At 63.5% G+C, this 22,247-nt stretch carries 21 protein-coding genes; 13 read left to right on the top strand and 8 right to left on the bottom strand.

Annotation, left to right across the window (positions count from 1 at the left end; genetic code table 11):
- Positions 1-7: 7 nt before the first annotated feature.
- The 3 genes from EHH60_RS21480 to EHH60_RS21470 are packed head-to-tail and all read right to left on the bottom strand — an operon-like array spanning position 8 to position 4,046.
- Complete coding sequence (locus EHH60_RS21480; RefSeq protein WP_124161436.1) at positions 8-1,918, bottom strand: flavin-containing monooxygenase; 1,911 nt, start codon at positions 1,916-1,918, stop codon at positions 8-10.
- Positions 1,915-2,556 carry a TetR/AcrR family transcriptional regulator gene (locus EHH60_RS21475; RefSeq protein ID WP_124161435.1) on the bottom strand — a complete coding sequence of 214 codons (642 nt, stop codon included), beginning with the start codon at positions 2,554-2,556 and terminating at the stop codon, positions 1,915-1,917. Before EHH60_RS21475 ends, EHH60_RS21480 begins: the two co-directional genes overlap by 4 nt.
- The gene (locus EHH60_RS21470; protein WP_124161434.1) at positions 2,553-4,046 is read right to left on the bottom strand and encodes an AMP-binding protein; all 1,494 of its coding nucleotides are present in this window, start codon (positions 4,044-4,046) and stop codon (positions 2,553-2,555) included. The genes EHH60_RS21475 and EHH60_RS21470 overlap by 4 nt, the downstream gene beginning before the upstream one ends.
- A 173-nt stretch (positions 4,047-4,219) precedes the next feature.
- Here EHH60_RS21470 and EHH60_RS21465 point away from each other — a divergent pair, with 173 nt between their 5' ends.
- The 7 genes from EHH60_RS21465 to EHH60_RS21435 all read left to right on the top strand — a co-directional run bounded on the left by EHH60_RS21465 (position 4,220) and on the right by EHH60_RS21435 (position 10,638).
- The gene (locus EHH60_RS21465; protein WP_124161433.1) at positions 4,220-5,479 is read left to right on the top strand and encodes an ABC transporter substrate-binding protein; all 1,260 of its coding nucleotides are present in this window, start codon (positions 4,220-4,222) and stop codon (positions 5,477-5,479) included.
- Positions 5,480-5,566: 87 nt separating this feature from the next.
- On the top strand, positions 5,567-6,469 hold the full coding sequence (locus EHH60_RS21460) for a branched-chain amino acid ABC transporter permease (RefSeq protein ID WP_124161432.1): 903 nt from the start codon (positions 5,567-5,569) through the stop codon (positions 6,467-6,469).
- The gene (locus EHH60_RS21455; protein WP_124161431.1) at positions 6,466-7,485 is read left to right on the top strand and encodes a branched-chain amino acid ABC transporter permease; all 1,020 of its coding nucleotides are present in this window, start codon (positions 6,466-6,468) and stop codon (positions 7,483-7,485) included. The genes EHH60_RS21460 and EHH60_RS21455 overlap by 4 nt, the downstream gene beginning before the upstream one ends.
- A gap of 132 nt (positions 7,486-7,617) precedes the next feature.
- Positions 7,618-8,373, top strand: coding sequence for an ABC transporter ATP-binding protein (locus EHH60_RS21450; protein ID WP_124161430.1), 756 nt, complete (start codon positions 7,618-7,620; stop codon positions 8,371-8,373).
- Positions 8,370-9,083: an ABC transporter ATP-binding protein gene (locus EHH60_RS21445; protein WP_124161429.1), complete on the top strand. Its 714-nt coding sequence runs from the start codon at positions 8,370-8,372 to the stop codon at positions 9,081-9,083. The genes EHH60_RS21450 and EHH60_RS21445 overlap by 4 nt, the downstream gene beginning before the upstream one ends.
- A 166-nt stretch (positions 9,084-9,249) precedes the next feature.
- Complete coding sequence (locus EHH60_RS21440; protein WP_194388310.1) at positions 9,250-9,468, top strand: hypothetical protein; 219 nt, start codon at positions 9,250-9,252, stop codon at positions 9,466-9,468.
- 111 nt (positions 9,469-9,579) lie between these two features.
- Positions 9,580-10,638 (top strand): YeiH family protein, encoded by a 1,059-nt coding sequence (locus EHH60_RS21435; RefSeq protein ID WP_124161427.1) that lies wholly within the window; start codon positions 9,580-9,582, stop codon positions 10,636-10,638.
- 225 nt (positions 10,639-10,863) lie between these two features.
- On the opposite strand, the gene EHH60_RS21430 is transcribed toward EHH60_RS21435, so the two are convergent.
- From EHH60_RS21430 to EHH60_RS21410, 5 genes are all read right to left on the bottom strand, one after another.
- The gene (locus tag EHH60_RS21430) at positions 10,864-11,736 is read right to left on the bottom strand and encodes an ABC transporter ATP-binding protein (RefSeq protein WP_199751711.1); all 873 of its coding nucleotides are present in this window, start codon (positions 11,734-11,736) and stop codon (positions 10,864-10,866) included.
- A complete protein-coding gene (locus EHH60_RS21425) occupies positions 11,733-12,641 on the bottom strand; it encodes an ABC transporter permease (RefSeq protein WP_124161425.1) in 909 nt (302 codons plus the stop codon). The genes EHH60_RS21430 and EHH60_RS21425 overlap by 4 nt, the downstream gene beginning before the upstream one ends.
- Positions 12,638-14,059, bottom strand: coding sequence for an ABC transporter substrate-binding protein (locus tag EHH60_RS21420; protein ID WP_199751708.1), 1,422 nt, complete (start codon positions 14,057-14,059; stop codon positions 12,638-12,640). The genes EHH60_RS21425 and EHH60_RS21420 overlap by 4 nt, the downstream gene beginning before the upstream one ends.
- A gap of 181 nt (positions 14,060-14,240) precedes the next feature.
- Positions 14,241-15,014 carry a Crp/Fnr family transcriptional regulator gene (locus tag EHH60_RS21415; RefSeq protein WP_124161423.1) on the bottom strand — a complete coding sequence of 258 codons (774 nt, stop codon included), beginning with the start codon at positions 15,012-15,014 and terminating at the stop codon, positions 14,241-14,243.
- Positions 15,015-15,197: 183 nt separating this feature from the next.
- Complete coding sequence (locus EHH60_RS21410; RefSeq protein WP_199751745.1) at positions 15,198-15,503, bottom strand: gamma-butyrobetaine hydroxylase-like domain-containing protein; 306 nt, start codon at positions 15,501-15,503, stop codon at positions 15,198-15,200.
- 201 nt (positions 15,504-15,704) lie between these two features.
- Here EHH60_RS21410 and EHH60_RS21405 point away from each other — a divergent pair, with 201 nt between their 5' ends.
- The 6 genes from EHH60_RS21405 (at position 15,705) to ytfQ (ending at position 22,208) form a co-directional block, all read left to right on the top strand.
- On the top strand, positions 15,705-16,478 hold the full coding sequence (locus EHH60_RS21405) for a ferredoxin--NADP reductase (RefSeq protein WP_124161421.1): 774 nt from the start codon (positions 15,705-15,707) through the stop codon (positions 16,476-16,478).
- 102 nt (positions 16,479-16,580) lie between these two features.
- Positions 16,581-18,323, top strand: a complete 1,743-nt coding sequence (locus EHH60_RS21400) for a fumarate reductase/succinate dehydrogenase flavoprotein subunit (RefSeq protein WP_199751705.1) — start codon at positions 16,581-16,583, stop codon at positions 18,321-18,323.
- 31 nt (positions 18,324-18,354) lie between these two features.
- Positions 18,355-18,588, top strand: coding sequence for a 4Fe-4S dicluster domain-containing protein (locus EHH60_RS21395; RefSeq protein WP_007593252.1), 234 nt, complete (start codon positions 18,355-18,357; stop codon positions 18,586-18,588).
- 2 nt (positions 18,589-18,590) lie between these two features.
- Positions 18,591-19,568, top strand: a complete 978-nt coding sequence (locus tag EHH60_RS21390; RefSeq protein ID WP_199751702.1) for a HEAT repeat domain-containing protein — start codon at positions 18,591-18,593, stop codon at positions 19,566-19,568.
- A gap of 111 nt (positions 19,569-19,679) precedes the next feature.
- The gene (locus EHH60_RS21385) at positions 19,680-20,852 is read left to right on the top strand and encodes a fumarylacetoacetate hydrolase family protein (protein WP_124161418.1); all 1,173 of its coding nucleotides are present in this window, start codon (positions 19,680-19,682) and stop codon (positions 20,850-20,852) included.
- Between the two features lie 390 nt (positions 20,853-21,242).
- Entirely contained in the window at positions 21,243-22,208 is a 966-nt protein-coding gene (ytfQ, locus tag EHH60_RS21380; RefSeq protein WP_124161417.1) for a galactofuranose ABC transporter, galactofuranose-binding protein YtfQ, read from the top strand.
- Positions 22,209-22,247: the final 39 nt, after the last annotated feature.

The following is a 22,247-nucleotide window of genomic DNA, read 5'->3' as shown; positions in this document are numbered from 1 at the left end:
GATTGCTTCACACCTTCGTCAGCCTGTACTGCCGCAGATCCGGATCATGCGTCATGCGCCAGTAATCGACGAAGCGCCACGGCATCGCCGAGAACACGCGGCCACTGCTGTTGCGGTAGTAGGTGCTCATGCCCGGATGGGTCCAGATCATCGCCTCGTGCTCGGCATCGACCTTGCGGACGTACTCGTCGAGCACGTCCTGGCGGACATCGATCGTTGCGATGTCCCGTTCGATCATGTCGACGAGACATGCCGAGATGTAGCGGCTCTGGCATTCCGACTGGAAGATGACGCTGCCGCCATGGGCCGGTCCTGAGTTCGGGCCGAGCATGCAGAAGAAGTTTGGAAAGCCCGGCACGGTGAGGCCAAGGAACGCGGTCGGATTGTCGTTGGCCCAGGCTTGACGCAAATCCTTGCCGTCGCGTCCGCAAATGTTGAGACGCGCGGCCATCTCCGTGACCTTGAAGCCGGTTGCCACCACGATGATGTCGGCGGGCCGGTGTCTGCCGTCTGCGGTGACAATGCCGCCTTGATCGAAATGATCGACCGCGTCGGTGACGAGCTCGACGTTGTCTCGCCTCAAAGTCTTGAACCAATTGTTGTCGAGCAGGATGCGCTTGCCATAGGGCGGATAGGCCGGCACGCATTTCTCGATCAGGTCGGGGCGTCCCTGCAGCTCCGACAGGATGAAGTCCGTCAGCTCCTGGCGGTGCCGGTCGTTGCCCTTGTTGACGGCGCGCTCGGGATGCGGCCAGGCCGGGTCCTTGCGCAGGAAGGGCAGGAGGCCATCGCCGTAGCGCCAGAACATGTTGAAGCGATACCACTGCACATAGAACGGCAGATGCGCCAGCAGCCAGCGCGCGCCCTCGCTGATCGGGTCGGCATAGCCCTTCACGGGCCGAGCCCATTGCGCGCTGCGCTGGTAGACCGTGACCGAGGCTGCGCGGCCGGCGATCGCCGGCACGAGCTGCATCGAAGTGGCACCGGTGCCGATCACGGCGACGTGCTTGCCCTCGACGTCGATGTCATCGGACCACAATGCCGAATGCAGGATCATTCCCTTGAAGCTGTCCTCGCCTTTGAAGCGGGCGCGTGAGGGATCGTTGAGCTGGCCGATGGCCGAGACAAGCGCCGTCGATTCGAAGGTCTCTTCGCCATTCTTCGTTTTGAGCGTGGAGATCCAGCGCCGCCTGCCTTCGTCCCAGCGCGACGAGGTCAGCTCGGTGTTGACGCGCAGATGCTTGCGGATGCCGTATTCATCGGCGACCTTCAGCAAATACCCGAGCAGCTCCTCGCGCTGGCAGAAGTAGCGCGTCCAGGCATTGCGCGATCCGAACGAATAGGAATAGGAGTGGTTCGGCGTATCGACGCCGCAGCCGGGATAGCGATTGATCCACCAGGTGCCGCCGAGTTCTTCGTTCTTCTCGACGATGGTGTAGGGGATGCCGAGATGGCCGAGCGCCACGCCGAGCGCGATGGCACACACGCCGGCGCCGACGATCAGCACGTGCTGGTCCGCAAGCTTTTTGTCGGAAGGGCGCGTCGTCCAGCGTGCCTCGCGGGCCACAAAGCCCATCTCCTCGCGCATCAGGGGCGCATATTCCGGCGCGACGTTCTCGCCGAGGCAGGCGCGCATCATCCTCAGCAGCAATTCCTCGCCGGGGTCGGTGATCACGGGCTTCGGTGTGCCGTCGGCGAAGAGCTTGACCACGGCGGCGCGGATCTCGTCCTGGATGTCGCGCGGCACTCCGGCCTCGGGATCGGGGATGAGGCGAATATCCCGCTTCGGCAGATAGGGCGGTTCGAGCCACTTCTCGTCGCCGCTCATGTGCACCAGCACCATCAGCAGGCAGCGGATATCGCCCTCGGCGATGGCCGAGGCGAGGTCGAGCGGCTTGTGCGGAGATTCGATGTTCATGGCGTGTCCTGATCTCCGAAGGCAGTGAAGAGGCCGCGCGTCATCAGCTTGCGATAGGCGGAGACGACGTGGTCGGGCACGGCGGTGACGCCGTTTTCCGAATAGGAATAGCGGCGGCTGAGATAGCCGCGCGCACCCATCAGCATGTGGACGATCGCCTCGAATTCCTCATCGCTGTAATCCTCGATCGCGCCTGCAAGACGAGCCCGGCGCAGGATGCGGACATAGGCGACCGAAATGTTGTCGAGATGCTTCTGATAGCCAACTGGCGCAAAGAACTCGGCCTCGTTGAGGATGCGCAAGAATTCCGGCACCTCGCGGATGAAGTCGAAGAAGGCGGAGAACCGCGCGATCTCCTGCCGTGCCGCATCCGCGGTGCCGGTGCGACCGCGGATGAACTCGACCATGTCGAGGCCGATCTTGGGCAGGAGCTGGTCGAGCAATTCCTGGCGGTTCTCGAAATGATTGTAGAAGGTGCCCTGCGCGACGCCGGCCTGTTCGGTGATGCGGGCGACCGAGGCTTCGGCATAGCCGTATCTGCCCACGACCTTGGTGGCGGCCTCGAAGATTTTCTGCTTGGTCCAGGCGTTGCGCTCGATTCGGTTGAGCTTTGTCACCTTGGCGTTCACTTGCGTCATTCAGACGTCTCCAGCTCGGCGCGTAGCACGCGCTTGAGGATCTTGCCGCTTGGATTGCGCGGCAGGCTGTCGCGGACGATGAGCTGTTTCGGCACCTTGAAGCTCGCCAGCCGCGCACGGCAATGTTCGGTGAGGGCAGGGAGGTCGAGGCTGGCGCCGTCAGCCAGCACGACGATGGCGACCGGCCGCTCGCCCCAGCGCGCATCGCGCAGGCCGATCACGGCGACCTCGCGCACCTCGGGCAGATCGTAGATGACGCGCTCGACCTCGGAGGAGGCGATGTTCTCGCCGCCGGAGATGATCATGTCCTTCTTGCGGTCGGTCAGGTACAGAAAGCCCTCGTCGTCGAGATAGCCGACGTCGCCGCTGCGGAACCAGTCGCCGAAGAAGGCAGAGGCCGTCTTCTCCGGATCCTTCCAATAGCCGCGCGTGATCTTCGGCCCGCGCAGGCAGATCTCGCCGTTGACGTTCGGCGGCAGTACCTTGCCATCCTCGTCGCGGATCTCGATCTCGACATGGGCAATGGCGCGGCCGGTGGAGCCGATCTTCTCGATCTCGCGGCCGGCTTCCATAAAGGTGTCGCCGCCGACGGTCTCGGTGAGGCCGTAGGCGTCGATGTAGCGCGCGCTGCGGAAGTATTCGGAGAAGGCGCGGATGCGCGCTTCCGGCGTCTTCTCGCCGCCGCCGATCGCCCATGTCAGGCTGGAGACGTCGTAACGGTCACGCGTCGGGCAGGTGAGCATCGCACTGGTCATGACAGGCGCGAACCAGGCGGCGTTGAGCTTGTCTTCCGCGATCGCCGCGAGCGCCGTCTCCGGCTCGAAATTGCGTTCGATGCGGATGAAGCCGCCATGCCAGAGCACGGCGATGCCCGGCAGATCGAGCGCGCCGACGTGATAGAGCGGGCCGACGACGAGAAGCCGCGTCTCGGCACCGAGGCCGAGCGCGATCGTCTGGTCGGCGGACTTCCAGTAGAAATTGTCGTAAGAGAGCATCACGCCCTTGGGCCGATCGGTCGTGCCCGAGGTGTACATCAGCCGCATCAAGTCAGATGGCTGGCGCGGATGCAGCGGCGCGGGTGCAGCGTCGCTCGCGCGACGCATGACGCTGTGCTGCGCGGCTTCATCGAGCACGACAATCTTCGCGCCCGCGGCATTCGCCGCCAGTTCCTCATCGACGATCAGCAGGCCCGCTCCGGCATTGCCGACGATGTAGCCGACCTCATCGCGCGAGAGGCGGAAGTTGATCGGCAGGAAGACTGCGCCGAGATGACTCGTGGCAAACACCAGCTCCAGGAACGCCGCGCTGTTCTTCATCAAGACGGCGACGACATCGCCAGGGCCGATGCCCTGCGCGGCGAGCCAACCGGCGACCTTGCGGACGCGTGCATCAAGGGCCGCGTAGGAGATCTCCTCGCCGCGATATTTCAGCGCGGGTCGCTCCGGCGTGCGTCGGGCATGAAAGGCGATGAAGCTCGACAGATTGATCATTTGCGCTGGTTTCGGGCCAATTGCCGGCCTCGTTTCCTGCTCTGATGAATTCTGACTCGTAATTCATCTTTGGCTTGACGTCACCCCCCTACCTCTGAAATCCTTCCAGACACGGAGACGAGACGATCTCCGACAGGGATCAGGAAACGCCGACCCGAAAGAGGGAGGGGAAAATGACGAGGACCCGCACGCCGGGCATCAGCCGCCGTTCAACACTGGCGCTGATGGGCGCCGGTGCGATGAGTGTTGCCGCGCCCTGGGTGGCGCGTGCGCAAGCCAAGACCATCAAGATCGGAATGCCGACGATCCTGTCGGGGCGCGTCGCGCAGCTCGGCACGTCCTCGCGCAATGCGGTGATGCTCGAAGTCGAGAAGGTCAACGCCGCCGGCGGGCTCGCCGGCCGGCAGATCGAGATGGTGATCCGCGACTCCAAGGGCCAGCCGCAGGAAGCAGCCCGCGTCGCGCGCGAGCTCGTCAACACCGACGGCTGCGAGCTGCTGCTCGACGGCGAGGCGTCGTCCGGATCGTTCGCAGTGCACGAAGTCGCGCGCGATCTCGGCGTGCTCTGCATCCACACCTGCTCGGAAGCGTCCTCGCTCACCGCCGATCCCAAGCAGCACATTCCGAACGCGTTCCGCTGCGTGCGCCAGGGAATCCACGATTCCATCGTCGGCGGCAGCTACGCCGCCTCGATCGCCAAGGCCAAGGGCCTGAAGAAATGGGCGACGTGCTCGCCGGACTACGCCTACGGCCGCGACACCACAGGTGAGTTTACCCTCTACCTGAAGCGTTTCGCGCCCGATGTGGAGATCATCAGCGAGTCCTGGCCAAAGCTGTTCCAGCCCGACTACACCGAGGTGGTGACGAAGATACTCCAGGCGAAGCCGCAGGCGCTGTACTCCTGCCTATGGGGCGGTGATCTCACCTCTTACATCGACCAGGCCAACATCTACGCGATGTTCAGCCAGATGGAGGTGTTCGCGGTCAATATGGCCGACTACACCGCGCTCACCGTCGTGAAGAACCTGCCCAAGGGCATCCACTCCGGCAACCGCTACATCAAGACCTTCCCGACCACGCCGGAGAACGCCGCCTGGGGCGATGCCTACAGGGCCAAGTACAACGAGTATCCGACCAACTGGTCGTGGCAGAACGCGACTGCGGTGATGTTCCTCGCCGAGGCCGCGAAGAAGTCGAACTCCGCCGACGGCAAGAAGATCGCCGAGGCCCTCAAGGGCCTCACCATCAAGTGCCCGTTCGGCGCCGACGGCACCGTGACCATGCGCGGCGACGATCACACCCTGGTCGGCTACGCCATCGGCTGGGGCACGACGATCCCACAGGAGCCGTACGTGCCCGAGGTCAAGGCCGGCGACTGGAAGACCATCTTCGAGCTGGAAGCTGAGTGGAAGAAGAGCAAGGGCTACACCTGATCACGCGCGCGGCGGGGATGGGCAACCGTCTCCGCCGTTGTTTCGTTTTCCGCGCCGTGTCGGGCGCGTCGCAATGAAAGTGCTCCCGTGGACATCGATGCGCTTGCCGGCTGTCTCTCCAGCTCCGCATGCCTGGTGACGCAAACCACCAGCGGCCTCATCATCGGCATGCTTCTGTTTCTCGTCGCGGTCGGACTGACCCTGATCTTCGGCGTGCTCAAGGTGGTCAATTTCAGCCACGGCGCCTTCTACATGTTCGGCGCCTATTTCGCGATGACGGCCTATCAGCTCACCGGCAGCTTCGCGCTGGCGATGCTGGCTGGTGCGGCCGGTACCGCCATTCTCGGCCTGATCTTCGAGCGCGTCTTCATGAGCCGTGTCTACGGCGCGGACGTCTTGATGCAGGTCCTCGTCTGCTACGCCTTCGTGCTGATCTTCGACGATGTCGTGCGCATGATCTGGGGACCCGAGTTCAAGGCGATGGGCATGCCGGCGGCCTTCCAGGTGATGCCGCTGTTCATCGCCGGAGGCGTGGTGCCGCCTTACTATCTGCTGCTGATCGGTGTCGCGCTTCTCGCCGCCATCGTGCTCGGCATCGGCCTGTCGCGCAGCCGCATCGGCAAGGTGATCCGCGCAGCCGCACATAACCCCGGCATGGTGTCCGCGCTCGGGATCAACACCGGCATGATCTATGGCGGGGTGTTTGCGCTTGGCGGCATGCTGGCGGGCCTTGCCGGGGCGCTGGCCGCGCCAGTGCGCTCGCTCACGCCCGGCATGGGGTTCTCGGTGCTGATCGAGTCCTTCATCGTCACGGTGATCGGCGGCATGGGCTCGATCCTGGGGGCGCTGATCGGGGCGTTGCTGCTCGGCCTGATCCGTTCCTTCGGCTCGCTCGGGTTTCCCCTGTTCACGGAAGGTCTGATGTATCTGTTCATGGTGTTCGTGCTGGTCTCAAAGCCCACGGGCCTGTTCGGCAAGGAGGCGGCATGACCGAACTCGAGGCCGGACGCGCGCAAGCGCTGGTGCCGGTGCGAAGCGGCGCCGTGCTGCAGCGCTACCGCGACGTGCTGATTGCGCTGATCGCCTTTGCCGTGCTGGCGAGCCTGCCATTGTTCACCGGCAGCAAGGCGCTGCTCGATTTCGTCATCCGCTGCTCCGCCTATGGTCTGTTCGCGACCTCGCTTAACCTCCTGGTCGGTTACACCGGCCTGACCTCGTTCGGGCACGGCATGTTCTTCGGCCTTGGTGCCTACAGCTTCGGCCTGATCATGCAGAAGCTCGGCCTGCCGATTCCGGCGGCTTTCGTCGCGACATTGGCCATCACGGCGGTCTTTGCGGCAATCATCGGTGCGATCTGCGTGCGGCTGAAGGAGATTTACTTCGCCTTCGTCACGCTCGCGTTCCAGATGCTGATCCACTCGACCATCCTGTCCTGGGCCTCGTTCACCGGCGGCGATCAGGGCCTGCGCGGCGGCATCCCGCGGCCCGTCTTTCTCGGCATCGATCTGTCCAATCATGTCCATCTCTATGTCACGAGCTGTGCGCTGCTCATCGTTGGCTTGCTCGCGATGCGCCAGATCGCACAATCGCCGTTCGGCTACACGCTGCGCATGATCCGCGACAACGCCGCGCGCGCGAGCTTTCTCGGCATCGACGTCTGGCGCGCCAAGCTCACGGTGTTCGTGCTGGCCGCGCTGTTCGCGTCGATGGGCGGCATGGTGATGGCGCTGTTCGTGTCCGGCGCCTATCCGGAGTTCGCCTATTGGACGATCTCGGGGGAGGGTATCTTCATCAACATGCTCGGCGGCGTCTCCACTTTTCTTGGTCCGATGGTCGGCACCGTGCTGCTGCTGCTGCTCAACGATACTGTCACGCGGTTCACCGAATACCACGGCATCGTGCTTGGGGTCGTCATCCTGTTTTTCGCGCTCGGTTTGCGCAAGGGCCTCCTGGATTTCGTCGCCGAATGGTACGCGCATCGGCGCGAGACGGGCGAGGAGCGCTAGCGATGTGCGATGGACCTATCGGGCAGTCATTCCGGGGCGCACGAAGTGCGAACCCGGCATCTCGAGATTCCGGGTCTGGTCCTGACGGACCATCCCGGAATGACGGTGCCGGACCACGGCGCGAGGCGCACCATGCTTGAGATCCGCAACCTCGCAAAATCCTTCGGCGGCGTGAAGGCCACCAACGACGTCTCGCTCGATTTTCCCGACGGCTCGCTCACTGCCGTGATCGGGCCGAACGGCGCAGGCAAGAGCACGTTCTTCAATCTGATCACTGGTGCCTTGAAGCCGGACTCCGGCCAGGTTCTGCTCGACGGCATCGATCTCGCCGGCCGCTCGCCGCCGGAGATCGTGCGCCACGGTATCGGCCGCGCTTTCCAGGTCGCCAGCATTTTCAAGTCGCTGACGGTGCAGGAAACCATGCTCGCGGCCGTCAGCGCCGACCAGCGGACCTCCGCGGTGTTGCACAAGCGCTTTCCTCTGCCCGAGACGCGCGACCGCGCCGAGCACGTGATGGAGCTCTTGGGGCTGGCGAGCAAACGCCATCGCACGGCCGCGATCCTGTCGCACGGTGATCAGAAGCTGCTCGACATCGCCTTGGCGCTCGTGCTCGAACCGAAGGTGCTGCTGCTGGACGAGCCGACCGCCGGGATGGGACCGGAGGAGCGCTGGCGCATGATCGACAAGGTGCGCGAGCTCTGGGAGACCCAGAAGATCACGGTCGTCTTCATCGAGCACGACATGGACATCGTGTTCAAGATCGCGCCCAAGATCGTCGTGCTGTGCTACGGTCGAATCCTCGCGACCGGCACACCCGACGAGATCCGCAACGACAGCGCCGTGATCGACGCCTATCTCGGCACCGAGTATGCGGGAGCCGCCGCATGAGCACCGCCGTCATCGAAGTCGCCGATCTCGACGTCTATTACGGCACCAGCCAGATCCTGTTCGGCGTTGGTCTCTCCGTGCGGCAAGGCGAGACGATGGCGCTGCTCGGCCGCAACGGCGCGGGCAAGTCGACGACGATGAAGGCGATCATGGGACTGGCGCCGCCGCGACGGGGCAGGGTGAGCCTGCGCGGAACGGTGATATCCGGCCTCAAGCCGCACACCATCGCGCGCGCCGGCCTCGGCTTCGTGCCGGAGGACCGCCAGATCTTTCCGGAGCACACGGTCGAAGACAATCTGGTCATCGGGAGAAAGAAGGGGCCGGACGGCCAGGACGAATGGCCGATCAAGCGCATCTACGACGTCTTTCCGCTCCTGGAACCGCTGCGTGATCGCATTGCCGGGCGCCTCTCGGGCGGCGAGCAGCAGATGCTGGCGATCGCGCGCACGCTGATGGGCAATCCGGCGCTGCTGCTGCTGGACGAGCCGAGCGAGGGCCTCGCGCCAATCATCGTACAGCGGATCGGCGAACTGTTGCGACAACTCCGGCAGCTCGGATCGACCGTGCTGATCGCCGAGCAGAACATGCATTTCTGCCTGGGGCTGGCGAGTCACGCTACCGTCATCGACAAGGGCCAGATCGTCTACGCCGCCGGAATTGACGAGTTGAAGGCCAACGAGGCGATCCGCCGCCGCTATCTGGCCCTGTAAGTCGGGTGCCGGTGTCCAAACAGGCCGGAAGAAGAAAACTATTGTCCTGAGCTTGTCGGACGGAAGGAGTTTTCCTTCGAGAGGACAAAAACGCCAATCGCTTCCATTGCCGTTTGGGGCCGAAACGACGACATTCCCATCAGAATTTGATGGATTGGCCAGAGCCATGGAACGTACCGGATTTGAACCCTTCGGCGAGCAATTGGTGTCCGCGACGGACACGCAGCCGCGGTCGCGTACGTCGAAGCTTTTGCTGCGCGCCGGCACCGGGCTGTTCTGGTCGCTGGTTGCGGGGATCGTGCTTGCCCGCGCCGCCTTCTTCGAGCCCGGCGTCTATGACGGCTTCAGCCGCGTCGCTTCCCTCGCCAAGAGCCTGATCTTCTGAGGCTGGTTGTCCGGGCTGAGGATAGAACCTCCCTCGGGGCCTGATATGTCGAAAACTTATTTCCCTCCCGGGCCGCGCTGCGTATAAATCCTTCTCCTCAGGGAGAAATTTGTGTCGCAGAATCAAGCATCCAGCCCGGCCGACGCCAAGCCGGCCACAGCCGCAAGCCGCATTGCGGCGCTGATTCCCGGCATTCTCCTTTGCGTTCTGATCGCCGGCGTCTCCGCCCTACTGGAGCGCGCCGAACTGGGTATGTTCGAGCATCCCTATGTCGAAGCACTCGTCATGGCGATCCTGCTCGGCATGGCGCTCCGCAGCTTCTGGAAGCCGGCGCCCCGGTGGCAGGCCGGGATCGCCTTCAGCGCAAAACAGCTGCTCGAGGTCGCGGTCATGCTGCTGGGAGCCTCGATCAGCTTTGCCGCGATCGCCGCCTCGGGCATCGCGCTCCTCGTCTCGATCGCGGCCGTCGTCGTGATCGCGCTATGTGTCTCCTTCGGCCTCAGCCGTCTGTTGGGTCTGTCGACACGCCTGTCGATCCTGATCGCCTGCGGCAACTCGATTTGCGGCAATTCGGCGATCGCTGCCGTGGCGCCGATCATCGGCGCAAACAACGAGGAGATCGCATCCTCGATCTCCTTCACCGCCATCCTCGGCGTGATGATGGTGCTCGGCCTGCCGCTCCTGATCCCGCTGCTGCAATTGTCGGCCACGCAATACGGCATCCTCGCGGGCCTTACGGTCTATGCGGTGCCGCAGGTGCTGGCCGCAACCGTGCCGGCCGGTCTCGTCTCGACCCAGATCGGCACGCTCGTCAAGCTGATGCGCGTCCTGATGCTCGGGCCCGTCGTTGTCGGCCTTTCCCTCATTGCCTCGCGCTGGCAGAGCGATGCCAAGAAGACCAATGTCGGCTTTTTCCGCCTGGTTCCGTGGTTCATCCTCGGTTTTCTCGCGCTGGCGACCTTGCGCTCGCTCGAGATCGTGCCGGCGATGGTGGTCGGCCCCGTGACGAAGATCACCGGTTTTCTCACCGTGGTGTCGATGGCCGCACTCGGCCTAGGCGTCGACGTCCGCGTGCTCGCGAATGTCGGAGGCAGGGTGACCGCAGCCGTCACGCTCTCGCTGCTGCTGCTGCTCGGCATCAGCCTCGCGCTGGTGCATTGGTTTAAGTGATTGGAACAAGATAGTCCTACGGTGGGCAAAGGCGCCAATGCGTCGTGCCCACCGTGGATCCACATTCGTGGTGAGGATGGTGGGCACGCGTCGCTTCGCCTGCCCTGCGAAATCAAGTGTGTCGGCGGCGCCTAAAGCGATTAGGGTGAATCGTCATCGCGCTTTAGGTTATTGTTTGAGCATGATCTTTCCGGAAAACCGCTGCACGCTTTTCCGGATCATGCTCTAGATCACGTCCGCGAGCGAATGCCCGTGCAGTTCGATGTTCAGGCCCTGCATGCCCATGTCGTTGATCTCGCCGCCCATCGCCTTCAGGCTCTCCTCGCGGATCAGCGACATCAGACCGCGGCGAAGCGCCAGGAACTCCGACGACATCATCATCGATTGCTGCCGCGGCCGCTCCAGCGGGATCGGGATCTCCGCCTTTATCGAGCCGGGCCGCGCGGTCATGCAATAGACGCGGTCGGAGAGGAAGATCGCCTCGTCGATATCGTGGGTGACGAACAGCACCGAGATCTTCAGCCGCTGCCACATGTTGGTGAGGATCTGCTGCATGATGACGCGGGTCTGCGCGTCGAGCGCGCCGAAGGGCTCATCCAGCAGCAGGACCTTCGGTCCCGTGGCGAGCGCACGGACGATGCCGACGCGCTGCTTCATGCCGCCGGACAGCTTTTCCGGATAGTGCTTCTCGAACGCCTCGAGCCCCGCGAGCCCCAGCAGCGTGCGCGCGGCGCGTTCGCGCTGCGAGCGTGGCATGCCGCGCATCTTCAGGCCGAACTCGACGTTCTCCCGCACCGTCTTCCAGGGGAACAGCGAATACTGCTGGAACACCATGCCGCGCTCGGCGCTGGGGCCATTGACGCGCTCGCCATCGACGGTGACGATGCCCGTTGTCGGCTTGAGGAAGCCTGCGACCGCGTTGAGCAGCGTCGATTTTCCGCAGCCGGAGGGGCCGACGATCGAAACGAACTCGCCGGGCCTCACATGGATCTGCGTATCCGTGACGGCCTGAACGGGTCCCTCGATCGTCTCGTAGGCGAGGGAGAAGTTCCTGACCTCGATGTGGCCCTTCGACGTGTTCGCAAGCACCTCGCTCATGTCGACCTCCACGGCATCACCAACTGTCCCGCGCCCCTGATAAGCAGGCTCGATCCGAGACCGAGCACGCCGATTGCGATCATGCCGAGCGCGATGTCGGCATATTGGACCAGCGAATAGGCCTCCCAGGTGAAATAGCCGATGCCGTATTGGCCCGAGATCATCTCGGCGGCGATCAGCGAGACCCACGCGACGCCCATGCCGACGGTGAGGCCGGTGAAGATGTGCGGCAGCGAGGCCGGAAAGTACACTTCGCGGAAGATCGAGCGCTCGCGCGCGCCGAGACATTGCGCCGCGCGCACCAGCACCGGGTCGACCAGCGACATGCCGTGCAGCGTGTTGACCAGGATCGGGAAGAACGAGCCCAGGAAAGTGATGAAGACGATGCTCTGCTCGTTGGTCGGCCACAGCATGATCGCCATCGGCACCCAGGCGATCGCCGGGATCGGCCGCAGCACTTCCGCGACGGGGAAGATGATCTCATGCACCAGCTTGAAGCGGCCCATGATCAGGCCCAGCGGCACGCCGATGATCGCCGCCAGCGAGAAGCCAATGAAGATGCGCCGGCAGCTGAGCAGGATATGCATCAGGAACTTGGGATCGTGGATCGCCTTACTGAAGCTCGCGTAGACCGCGAGCGGCGAGGGCACGTTGGTGAAGCGCACGAAGAACACGACGCGATAGGTCGTGAGCAGGTGCCAGACCAAAAGGAAGGCGAGCAGCGAGGCGATGCCGATCGCGGTGGCGCGCAGCCGGCCCTGGTTGAGCCGGTACCAGCGCAGCGCGAGCGTGCCGAAGGAGGGCGGGGTTGCGGGCGGCGTGACGGCGGGCGCGGGGCCCGCCTCTGCAATCGCTGTTACCGGCATGCTGTACTCGGGATGTCTGACGAGGGCGGGACTGCTCACGTCTTGCCTCCGCCGACCGCTGCCTTCACGGCATCCTCGAAGCCGAGCACCTTGCCGCTGATCTTGGCCGCGTATGCTTCGGCGTCCTTCTTCAGCAGGAACGGCGCGACATCGCCATTGCCGACGGCGAAGAAGGCCTGGTCGGCGAACAGCTTGATACCCCGGGTCGTATCGAAGACGTAAGCGACGTTGATCTTCTTGCCTTTGGCCTTGTAGTCGGCATAGGCGCCGAGCGTGCAACCGGCTGACGAGAAGGGCATGATGCCGGCATCGTCGACCCAGACCTCGCCGGCCTTGCGCGGGTCGGTGATCGGCTTCTTGCAGAAGGCATCCTCGCCGGAGACCTCGTAGTTCCTGGTGCTCGCAACCTGCGTGTCATAGTCGAGCGTCATCTCGGCATAGGCCTTGCGGACGTAGCTGTCGTCGACCCACTTCCTTGGATCGAATTCCTTCATGCGACCGAGGTTCTGGAGCACCTTGACGTCGGCGGTTGCGGCATCGATCAGCGCCGGCTTGATCGAGGGATCGGTGGTCATGTTGCCGCCGGGGCCGAGAAAGATGTAGACGACTTCCTTGTTGATGCCGGTCCACTGCTGGATCTTTTCCGCGGCAAGCTTCGGATCCTCGCGCAGCCACTGGTTGGCGGCGATCAGCGCCTTGAAGTAGGCGACGACGACCTCGGGATACTTCTCGGCGAAGTCGGTGCGGACGACGATGCCGTGGAAAGTCGGTAGGTTCGTCTCGACGCCGTCAAAGATCTTTCGCGCGAAGCCGCGGAACGGCAGCAGCTCGGCGAAGGGCACGAAGTCGGCGTGCGCGTCGATCTTCTTCTCCTGGAGGTTGGTCGAGCCGACCTCGGGGCTCTGGCTGACGAGCTGGAAGAAGTCGGATGCATAGCCACGGTCCTGCATCGCCTTCAGAACCATGCCGTGCGCAGCGGAGCCGAAGGGGACGCTGACGAGCTTACCCTTGAGATCGGCGAGATCGTAGTAGGGCGAGTCCTTGTGGACGACGAGGCCATTGCCGGAGCCGGACAGGCTATAGGCGGCAATGCCGATCAGCCGGCTCTTGCTCTCCGGATTGCTCTCGAAGGTGAAGCCGTTCACGATCAGCGGATAGTCGCCCATCATGCCGATCTGGAGCTTGTTCGCCATCATCGCATTGGTGACGGGTGGACCGGAGGTGAAATTCTGCCACTCCAGCTCGAACTTGATGTTGGCGTATTTTCCGTCCTTCGGCAGGTATTTCTCAAGGAGACGCAACTGGCGGATGACGACGCCGGCGGTCACCGTGTTGGTCGTGGTGTCCTGCGTTCCGATGCCGAGCGTGACGGTTTCCGCCGAGGCCGGTTGCGTGACGAATAGCGCCAGCGACGTCACCGACATCGCGATCGAGAGCGTGGGAAGACGGCGGACCATTCTCATCCTCATTCGGTTGGATGTGCTGTGGTTGCCATGATTGGGTGAGGGCGCAGACAGGGCAAATCCGGAGTGGCCGTTGCAGTCGATTAGTTGCCGGGAAACTCTGATTGCATACTCCTTGGGCAGTCCTGCACTATAAAGCCGCTTGCCTGTGCACCGGCCTTGGCCGCAAATTCGTCTAGTCAGCTGCGTGACCGCGCATCTCCTCCAGCACGTCGGTCCGGCAGATCACGATCTGCGACCGCTTGGTCAGCACGATTCCCTTCTCCTGCATGCGCTTCAGGCTGATCGTGACCCACTGCCGGGTGGCGCCGACCATGTGGGCGATGTCAGCGTGAGTGAAGGCTGCGGCGATCACCGTGCCGTCGGCGTCGTCGACGCCATAGAGCTCCACGAGGTGCAGCAACAGGTGCGCAAGCCGCTGCGTGATCGAGCGCGTTCCCAGCATCTGCGCCAGCGCCGAATAGCACTTGCCCTTGAAGGTGAGGCCTTCAATGAGACCTATCGCGAGGTTCGGGATCTCTGCGGCAAGTGATCGCAACGCCTTCCCGGGCAGATGCACCACGCTGCAATTGCTGGACGCGACGCCGGACCATTGATGCACGGTGCCCTCGAACACTTCAGGCCCGCCGACGAAATTGCCGACATGCCAATAAGCGAGCGTGATCTCGCGCCCGAGCGGCGAGGTGTAGAACACCCGGATGCGGCCGCTCTCGATCAGCCAGATGCCGTCATGCCTGCCGCCCTGGCTGAACAGCGTCTGGCCGCGGTTGAGCACCTTGCGGCGGCCCTGCTTGAGCACCAGCTCCCGCTCGCGCGGAGAGAGCTTGTCCATCAGTGGCGGCGGCCCGCCGATCCATTGCTGGTTTTCCGTGAGCAGCAGCGAGGAGCTGCTGGCGGGCCGGACTGCCGGGGGAATGGGCCCACGAACCACATTGGCGGCCTGCAACATCGTCTGCCTCCGGAACGTTCAAATCGTTCTAAAGAGGAGCAATGTCCGTGCCAGATGGGGAGCGATTCACTTTCTGCGTCATTCCGGGATGCGCGCAAAGCGCGCAGGCCCGGAATCCATAACCACGAGCCGGGGCTATGGATTCCGGGCTCGCCCTTCGGGCGCCCCCGGATGATGACTAAGTTATGGGGTCAAACACCCGGCCAGGCTGAGCAGATAGGACTTCGGGTAAATGCCGCGGTTATGCCCATCCGAGAACGAGATGTTCAGCCCGTAACCGAGGTCGCCGATCTCGGTGATGGCAATGCCGGGAAATGCTTCAGGAAAGCGGCCATCGAAGCGTGCGCGGGTGCAGTGGGCGCATTTGCAGGAGAGGCGGAGTGTTTCGGCAGAAACGCTGAGCGCGTCGTCCTGTGGGGTGCGGACCAGCAGCGCGGCGAGATCGGCGCTGGCTTCATAGTCGGCGACAGCAGGTGCCAGCAAGGTCATGGTCATGACGAACCTCCGACTTCTATCTACGTCGGTGCGGGCGCATACGAATAGCAACTAATTGCCGGCGCAGGCCGGATCGCGTGCCTTCTTCAGTCATCGCTCGCGAAATGTGAAACTAATCGACCGGGAATTCCACTTCCGCATTGCCGGACTCGCTGCTCTTGGAAACCTTCTGCGCCATCGATCGAAGGAGAGAGCATGAGTGCATTTCAGAAGGAAACGGTTCTGTCGGTCAGGCACTGGACCGAGTCCCTGTTCAGCTTCACCGCCACGCGCGATCCCGGTTTTCGTTTCCAGAACGGTCAGTTCGCGATGATCGGCCTGGAGGTCGAAGGCAAGCCCTTGATGCGGGCCTACAGCATGGCCAGCGCCAACCACGAGGAGGCGCTCGAATTCTTCTCGATCAAGGTTCAGGACGGCCCGCTGACCTCGCGCCTGCAGAAGATCAGGGAAGGCGATATCATCCTGGTCGGCCGCAAGGCGACGGGGACGCTGATCACCAGCAATCTCATTCCGGGAAAGCGCCTGCTGCTGCTCTCGACCGGAACGGGCCTTGCGCCCTTCGCCAGCCTGATCAAGGACCCCGACGTCTACGAGAACTACGAGACCATCGTGCTCGCCCATGGCTGCCGCCAGGTCTCCGAGCTTGCCTATGGCGAGCACGTCGTCGATGGTCTGCGCAATCACGAATTCTTCGGGCCGTTGATCCGTGACAAGCTCGTCTACTACCCGACCGTCACCCGCGAGCCGTTCCGGAACCGCGGCCGCATCACCGACCTGATCGCCTCGAACCAGCTTTTTGACGATATCGAGCAATCCGGCCTCGATATCGAGACCGACCGCATCATGCTGTGCGGCAGCCCCGCGATGCTGGAGGAGCTGCACGACATGTTCTCCGCACGCGGCTTCGCGGAAGGCAACCATAGCCAGCCCGGTCATTTCGTCATCGAAAAGGCCTTCGTCGAGCGCTGAGGCGCAAATCGCATCCCGGCGACAACTAATTGCTATCGCCGGAAAGCTCCCTGAACAAATCTGATGCAAAGGCGCCGGCTATCGGCGAACCAGGAGCAAGTGATGGCACTAGATCAGATCGTCGACGGACTTTCCGAGGTTTCCTGCGATGTGCTGGTGATCGGCGGCGGCACGGCCGGCCCGATGGCGGCGCTGAAGGCGAAGCTGAAGAACCCGAAGGCCAATGTCGTCCTGCTCGAGAAAGCCAACGTCAAGCGCTCCGGCGCGATCTCGATGGGTATGGATGGGCTCAACAACGCTGTCATTCCCGGCTATGCGACGCCGGAGCAGTACACCAAGGAAATCACCATCGCCAATGACGGCATCGTCGATCAGAAGGCGGTCTATAAGTACGCGCAGAACTGCTACAAGATCATCGAGGAACTCGACAGCTTCGGCATCCGCTTCCTGAAGAACGAGAACGGCGACTACGCCGTCAAGAAGGTGCACCACATCGGCACCTACGTTCTGCCGATGCCGAACGGCGAGACCGTGAAGAAGGCGCTGTACCGCCAGCTCCGCCGGGCCCGCATCCTGATCTCCAACCGTTACATGGCGACGCGGCTGCTGAAGTCCGCCGATGGTCGCATCGCGGGGGCCGTCAGTGTCAATACCCGCACCGCCGAGATGCTGGTGATCAAGGCCAAGGCCGTGATCCTCTGCATGGGCGCCGCCGGCCGCCTGGGCCTGCCAACGTCGGGCTACATGTTCGGCACCTATGAGAATGCCGCCAATTCCGGCGACGGCTACGCCATGGCCTATCATGCCGGCGCCGCGCTCGCGAACCTCGAATGCTTCCAGATCAACCCGCTGATCAAGGACTATAACGGCCCGGCCTGCGCCTATGTCGCCGGCCCCTTCGGCGCATATACGGCGAACAACGAGGGCTCGCGCTTTATCGAATGCGACTACTGGTCGGGTCAGATGATGCTGGAGTTCTACAACGAGCTCCTGTCCGGCAAGGGCCCAGTGTTTCTCCAGCTCAAGCATCTCCATCCCGACACCATCTCCGAGATCGAGTCCACGCTGCACAAGGTGGAGCGACCGACGCGCGGCCTGTTCCAGCAGGGGCGCGGCGTCGACTACCGCAGCGAGTCGATCGAGATGCACATCTCCGAAATCGGCTTCTGCTCCGGCCACAGCGCCTCCGGCGTGTTCGTCGACGACAATGCCCGCACCACCGTGCCCGGCCTCTACGCCGCCGGCGACATGGCGAGCGTGCCGCACAATTACATGCTGGGCGCCTTCACCAACGGCTCGGTCGCCGGTATCGATGCGATGGAGTTCGCCGACAACCATGACTTCGCGGAGTTCGACGCCGCCGACGTCGCGATGGAGCGCGACCGCGTGATGGCGCCGACCAGGCGCGAGGACGGCATTCCGCCGAACCAGATCGAGTACAAGACCCGGCGCCTGGTCAACGACTATCTTCAGCCGCCGAAGGTCACGCGCAAATACGAGCTCGGCATGCGCCGTCTCGCCGAGGCGCGGGAGGACATGCAGGTGCGCATGATCGCGCGCAACGCGCACGAGCTGCTCCGCGCCCTCGAAGTGCAGTCGATCATGGATTGCGCCGACATGGCTGCGCACGCTTCGCTCTACCGTGAGGAGAGCCGCTGGGGCCTCTATCACTGGCGCACGGATTTCCCGGAGAAGGACAACGAGAACTGGTTCTGCCACACCCTGCTGTCCAAGCGCGACGGCAAGATGACCAGCGAGAAGCGCGCCGTGGAGCCTTATGTCGTGCCGATCGCCGACGACGAAAAGGATCTCTACGACAAGCAGCGCATCCGCGCCTCGGCCTGACACACCAGAACACAGCAACAGGAAACATCATATGCCTCTCGCGTCCTATCAGACATCGGTTCCTGTGGTCGTCGACGACGCCAAATGCATCGCTGACAAGGGTTGCACCGTCTGCGTCGACGTCTGCCCGCTCGACGTCCTGCGCATCAGCGACATGACCAACAAGGCCTACATGGCCTATGACGAGTGTTGGTATTGCATGCCCTGCGAAGCCGATTGCCCGACCGGTGCCGTCACCGTCAACATTCCCTATCTGTTGAGGTGATCATGTCGAGCCCGTTCGAGTCCTATGACGACCTCGAAGACGCTGACGAGCGGCTGCAGGCGGCCGATCCGGCAGAGCGTCGCGTCGCCATCATCGCGCTCGGCCATTCCGGCGATCCCGCCGCGGTCGCGCATCTCGCCAAGATGGTCGCCGATCCCGACAGCGGCGTGCGCCAGCAGGTCGCGATGGCGCTCGGCGAGTTCGACGGGCCGGAGGCGGCGAGCGCGCTGGTGAAGCTGCTGGTCGACCCAGAGCGGATCGTTGCGGCGGCGGCGGCCGACAGCATGGCCGAGTTCAAGGATCCGGCCTGCGCCGGGATCATCCTGCCGCTGGTCAAGCACGCGCACGCCTTCGTCCGCATGGGCGCGCTGCGTGCGTTGAAGGAATTGCGCTGCAAGGACACGCTGAAGCCGGCGCTGGAAGCACTCCAGGACGCCGATGCCGCCGTGCGCGTGCAGGCGATCGGCGTGATCGGATTCTTGAAGCTTGAGGAATCGATCCCGGCGCTGACCGCGCTGATCAACGATCCCGACGCCCATGTCCGCCGCGCCGCGGTCAGCGCGTTGGCTTTCTCGCAGATGAAGCCCGCGGCAGAGACGATCACGCGCGCGCTGAAAGACCCGGACTGGATGGTCCGCGAGATGGCTGCGGAAACGCTGGGTCTCAACGCCAACGGTTCGCTCGCGGCCGATCAGCTCGTCAGCTCGCTCGCCGACGAATTCTGGCAGGTGCGGCTCAAGGCCATTCGCAGCCTCGGCAAGATGAAGGTCGAGCGCGCGGTGCGCCCGATTGGCAATTGCGTCAACCATGACCAGGCGAACCTGCGCAAGGAGGCGGCCGCCGCGCTCGGCGAGATCGCCCATCCCGACGGCGAGGCGTTCCTGGCCGTGATCGGCGACGATCTCGATCCCGATGTCCGCAAGAACGCACGCTGGGCGCTGCAGCAGATCGCGGCCCGCAAGGCGCGGGCAGGGGCATAGCGGCCTCGTTGCCGCTCTGGACTTCCCCCGCCAGACGTTTATTGGTCTTCGCCAATGCGATCGGCCGTCTTCGAGCGCGGCCGGTCCTTAGAAACAGCGAGGACGCCGGCCATGACGACATTGACTGTGAAGGATCTTCTCCCCGAGGATGGCACGCGGGGAACATTGGCCGGCCGCGTCTGGCTGCCGCAGGTCAATGGTCCGGCCGTGGTCGCCGTGCGCGGCGACGGCGTGTTCGATGTCACCGCCAGATTCCCGACCATCAGCGCGCTCTGCGAAGAAGACAATCCCGCCCAGGCGCTTGCTGCGGCCAAGCGTGAACGCATCGGCGATCTCGAAGCAATTGTTGCCAACACGGCACCCGACGGGCGTGACCCGAAAAAGCCGTGGTTGCTTGCACCGGTCGATCTCCAGACGTTGAAGGCTGCGGGCGTCACCTTCGCCATCTCGATGCTCGAACGCGTCATCGAGGAGCGCGCCAAGGGCAACCCGGCCTCCGCCGAGGCGATCCGCAAAGAAGTCACACGGCTGATCGGCGACGATCTGTCCAAGCTCGAGCCGGGCTCGGACCAGGCGATGCACTTGAAGCAGGTGCTGATCGATCAGAACGCCTGGAGCCAGTATCTCGAGGTCGGTATCGGCCCCGACGCCGAAGTCTTCACCAAGGCGCCGACGCTGTCGTCGGTCGGCACCGGCATGGATGCCGGCCTGCATCCGAAATCGACTTGGAATAATCCGGAGCCCGAACTGGTGCTGTTCGTCTCCAGCCGTGGCAAGATCGTCGGCGGAGCGCTCGGCAACGACGTGAATCTGCGCGATTTCGAAGGCCGTTCGGCGCTGCTGCTGTCGAAGGCCAAGGACAACAACGCGTCCTGCGCAATCGGTCCGCTGCTGCGCCTGTTCGACGACAGTTTTACGCTCGACGACGCGCGCAAGCTGGAGATCAGCCTGAATGTCACGGGCACGGACGGCTTCGTCCTCGACGGCCATTCCTCGATCAGCAAGATCAGCCGCGATCCGACTGATCTGGTCGCGCAGACCATCGGCAAGATCCATCAATACCCTGACGGCTTCGTGCTGTTCCTGGGAACGATGTTCGCACCGGTCAAGGATCGCGATGCGCCAGGGCAGGGGTTCACCCACAAGCGGGACGACATCGTCACGATCTCCGCGCCGCAACTGGGCAAGCTCGTCAATCGCATGCGCACCAGTGACGAGTGCGAGCCCTGGACGTTTGGCATCGGCGCGCTGATGAAGAATCTGGCGCAACGGAAGCTGATCTAGTTCCATCGCCTCTCCCTGCACGCGGGGAAAGGCCGACACGCGAAGCGTGGCGGGAGAGGGGACTCTCCACGAGTCGATCTGGTCGATAGGCGCAGAACTCTTCCCATGCGGAGGAGATTGCGAGGCTGTCGGTCACCGTTCTCGCGGACTCCCTCATCCTGGCCGCCCATAATTTTCATCTCCCCGTTGCAGCGCTGGAACAAAATCGCTCTGAGCGTGTCGTAAGACCGTCCATCCCGCCGATCTCTGTCTTCCGTCGAATAGTCAAATAATATGACTAGTCGGAACCGATCTTCCGTGAAATAGTGCCTTCCGCCGCCCCAAAGGCTGGCCTGTGGGTGCCATGATACCAATCGGCATCTCAGATAAACATCTTGGGAGACACGCCTGATGACCCCTAAAGTCCTCTTTGCGGCCAGCGCCGCGGCCGCCTTGTTGCTCGCGCTACCAGCCAGCGCTGCCCAGCTCACCATCGGCTTCTCGCAGATCGGATCGGAATCCGGCTGGCGCGCGGCCGAGACTTCGGTCTCCAAGCAGGAAGCCGCTAAGCGCAAAGTCAATCTCAAGATTGCCGACGCGCAGCAGAAGCAGGAGAACCAGATCAAGGCGATCCGCTCTTTCATCGCGCAAAACGTCGATGCCATCTTCCTTGCGCCCGTCGTCTCGACCGGCTGGGAGTCGGTGCTGAAGGAAGCCAAGGAAGCCAAGATCCCGGTCGTGCTGCTCGACCGCGACATCGACCCTTCCGGCAAGGACCTCTATCTCACCGCCGTCACCTCCGACAGCGTGCATGAAGGCGCCGTCGCCGGCGACTGGCTCGCCAAGACGGTCGGGACGAAGCCCTGCAACATCGTCGAGTTGCAGGGCACGGTCGGCGCCAGCGTCGCGGCCAACCGCAAGAAGGGCTTCGACACCGCCATCGCCAAACATGCGAACCTGAAGGTGGTGCGCAGCCAGACCGGCGACTTCACCCGCGCCAAGGGCAAGGAGGTGATGGAAAGCTTCATCAAGGCCGAAGGCGGCGGCAAGTCGATCTGCGCGGTCTACGCCCACAACGATGACATGATGGTCGGCGCGATCCAGGCCATGAAGGAAGCCGGTCTCAAACCCGGCAAGGAGATCCTCACGGTCTCGATCGACGCAGTCCCCGACATCTTCAAGGCGATGGCCGCCGGCGAAGCCAATGCAACGGTCGAGCTGACCCCGAACATGGCCGGCCCAGCGCTCGATGCCATTGCGGCGTTCAAGGAGAAGGGCACTGTTCCGCCCAAATGGATCCAGACCGAGTCCAAGCTCTATACCGCCGCCGACGATCCGCAGAAGATCTACGACAGCAAGAAGGGCCTCGGTTACTGAGGCGGGCAATGCGCCGGGCTGCTTCCAGCGGTCCGGCCC

The organism is Bradyrhizobium sp. RP6 (genome assembly GCF_003837805.1).
Taxonomy (GTDB): Bacteria; Pseudomonadota; Alphaproteobacteria; order Rhizobiales; family Xanthobacteraceae; genus Bradyrhizobium.
Note: the sequence above shows the minus strand (reverse complement) of the source record. Positions and strands in the feature narration are given on the sequence as shown.